2 protein-coding genes are annotated in these 2,849 nt (G+C 69.2%); one reads left to right on the top strand and one right to left on the bottom strand.

Going from position 1 to position 2,849, the window contains the following annotated elements; genetic code table 11:
• Positions 1 to 80: 80 nt before the first annotated feature.
• A complete protein-coding gene (locus ACYSUO_RS42260) occupies positions 81 to 836 on the top strand; it encodes an alpha/beta hydrolase family protein (RefSeq protein ID WP_461781510.1) in 756 nt (251 codons plus the stop codon).
• A 1,299-nt stretch (positions 837 to 2,135) separates the two neighbouring features.
• On the opposite strand, the gene ACYSUO_RS42255 is transcribed toward ACYSUO_RS42260, so the two are convergent.
• A complete protein-coding gene (locus ACYSUO_RS42255) occupies positions 2,136 to 2,678 on the bottom strand; it encodes a hypothetical protein (protein ID WP_461781509.1) in 543 nt (180 codons plus the stop codon).
• Between the last annotated feature and the right edge of the window lie 171 nt (positions 2,679 to 2,849).

The raw sequence follows: 2,849 nt of genomic DNA, 5'->3' as shown, positions 1-2,849 counted from the left end.
CCGAGAACCCGCAGTCCGTGCTGGAGACCCCTGTCCCCGACCGGTTCCTGCCTAGGTGAGCACCACACATGAAAGAAAACGTGAGATTCCCCAGCGTCGTCGGCCCCGAACTGGCCGGAGTGATCGACCTGCCGGAAGGCGAGGTCCGCGGCTGGGGACTCTTCGCACACGGCTTCACCCTCGGCAAAAACTCGCCCGCCGCCTCCCGCGTCAGCAAACAACTGGCCAAGGAGGGCATCGGCACCCTCCGCTTCGACAACCTCGGCATCGGCGACTCCCACGGCGACTGGGGAGACGGCTCCTTCACCGTCAAGGTCCAGGACACCATCCGCGCCGCCGCCTTCATGGCCGAACGCGGGACTCCTGTGGATCTGCTGGTGGGGCACTCCTGGGGCGGCGCCGCCGCCCTCGCCGCCGCCCGCGACATCCCCGGCCTGCGCGCACTCGCCACCATCGCCGCACCCGTCGACCCCAGCCACGTCGAACGGCAGTACGACTCCGTCCTCGACCGCGTCCTCAGCGAGGGCTCCCACGAATGGTTCGTCGGCGGACGCACCCTCGTCCTCAAACGCGCCTTCGTCGAAGACGTCCGCAAGGCCCACCTGCGCGAAACGATCGGCGAGCTGAACCTCCCCCTGCTCGTCGCACACTCCCCCACCGACACCACCGTCGACATCGACAACGCCGCCGAAATCTTCCAGGAAGCCCGCCACCCCCGCAGCTTCATCTCCCTCGAAGGCGCCGACCACCTCCTCACCGCACGCGGACAAGCACAACGCGCCGCACACATCATCAGCGCCTGGGCCGACCAATACCTCGACGAACCACGCCCCTAACCCCACACCACCGCGCCGGGGCCGGTACTCGACTACCCGCCCCGGCACACCGACCGGCCCTCGAACAGACAGACAACCGCCACCGTCAGACGGGCAACCGCCGCCGTATGACATGAACCAAGCCAACCAAACCACACACGGCGCACCGCCGTACCGGCCCCGGCCAACCCCACCCCCGCGACCGGATGCAGCACAGCAGACCTCCCGCGGGACGGGAGCCAGCGGGTGGCCCGTGGCCGACAACCATCAAGGACTCATCGAGGGTCCACTCATCCCGCGCATGAGGGTTCACCCCACCACGTCCGGCACTCGAGCGGCGCATCAACCACCCCCAGCAGGGGAGGAATGCTGCAACCGGCCGACCGAGACGGCCCTCCACGCCGTCGTCCCCGACACCATACGCCCCAACATTCACGGAGCCGGGGACGACGGCGCCGCGTTCGTGCAGCGGTCCACCTCCCACCCCCTGCCCGAGACGGCAACCACCAAGCAGCGCGAAACCACCGCCCAGGGCCCGCCCCCTCCCGCACCAAGACGGCCACCGCACCCTGCACCAGACCAACACCGCAGCGCTGCACGGCAACGCCAGCCCCAGGACCGACATACCCACAGACCAGCGAATGCCCGTCAAGCACCTGCCCGCCCTCCCGGCACCCGAACCCGCCCCGGCACACCGGTCGGCCCTCGAACAGACGGGCATCCACCGCCGTATGACATGAACCAAGCCAACCAAGCCACACGCCGTGCACCATTGTTCCGGTCCCGGCCAACCCCGCCCCCGCGACCGGATGCAGCACAGCAGGCCTCCCGCGGGACGGGAGCCAGCGGGTGGCCCGTGACCGGCAACCATCAAGGGCTCATCGAGGGTTCACTCAAGCCGCGCATCAGAGTTCACCCCACCACGTCCGGCACTCGAGCAGCGCATCACCCCCCCAGCAATGACACGACACCACAGCCAAACAGCCCCCACCCACCCCTCGCATACACCCCCCCTAAGCCCGCCCGGCAATCCGAACCAGGGCCCATCCCCACACTCCCGTCACCGCCCAAAAGGGCAGCCCGGCAGCGCCAACGCCCCCCCCCTGCCCGAGCACAGCCAAAAGCAGCAACGCCCAGAGCCTGGGAAAGTGTGCGCCCGCACAGCGCCGCCCAATCCTGACAGCACAGCCACCCGGGCTCTTCGACGGAGCCCTACCACGCCATGATCAGCCTCGTCCGATCCCGTCCGGCGGAACACTAAAAGGAGGGGCCGGCCCCAACGGGCCGGCCCCTCCCCCTACCTCGAGTTGCCTCAGATACCTACAGCGACGGCAGCGTCTGCGCCGGCGACACACCCGGCAGCGACGGCAGCTTCGGCAGACCCTCCAGGTCCGGCGCCGGCAGATCACCACCCAGCACGATCGCGACCACCACATTCACCGTCCCGGTCAACGTCGCCTGCAGCGCGGCCGCCGTCGCCTTCGCATCCCCCGCGGCGGAGGCCTTCACCAGGGCGTCCACCTTGGACTGCAGATCCGCCGCCGCCTTCACGACCAGATCCGCACCCGGCGCACCCGCCTTGTCGGTCGCCGCCTTCGCATCCGCCGCCAGACCGTCCAGCGCCTTCTTCACCTCCGCCGCATGCTCGGTGGCCTCCTCCTTGGGCAGCTTGCCGTCGGGGGCCTTCAGCACCCCGGCGACCAGATCGGTCACCGGCTGCAGGACAGCGCCCGCGCCGGCCAGCGCCGCGTTCTGCTTGGTCAGCGCGTCCGCGCCCGGCACCGGGGCGGCCGAGACAGTGTCACGGTGGGCGGGCGCGTCCATGCCCGTGGAGAACGCCGGACCGGCCGTGCCCAGGGCCACAGCCCCACACAACACCGAAGAAGCAAACAGACCGGCTTTCCGGGAAATACGCATGATCTACCTTTTCACGATCGACGAGTAGGACTCACCCAAACCCTGCGAGCACCACACACACCCCGCAATCCCACCAACACATACGGACGCACCCAACCAGCCCAACCAAACACCCCC

The sequence above is a fragment of the Streptomyces sp. UC4497 genome (assembly GCF_054871485.1).
Note: the sequence above shows the minus strand (reverse complement) of the source record. Positions and strands in the feature narration are given on the sequence as shown.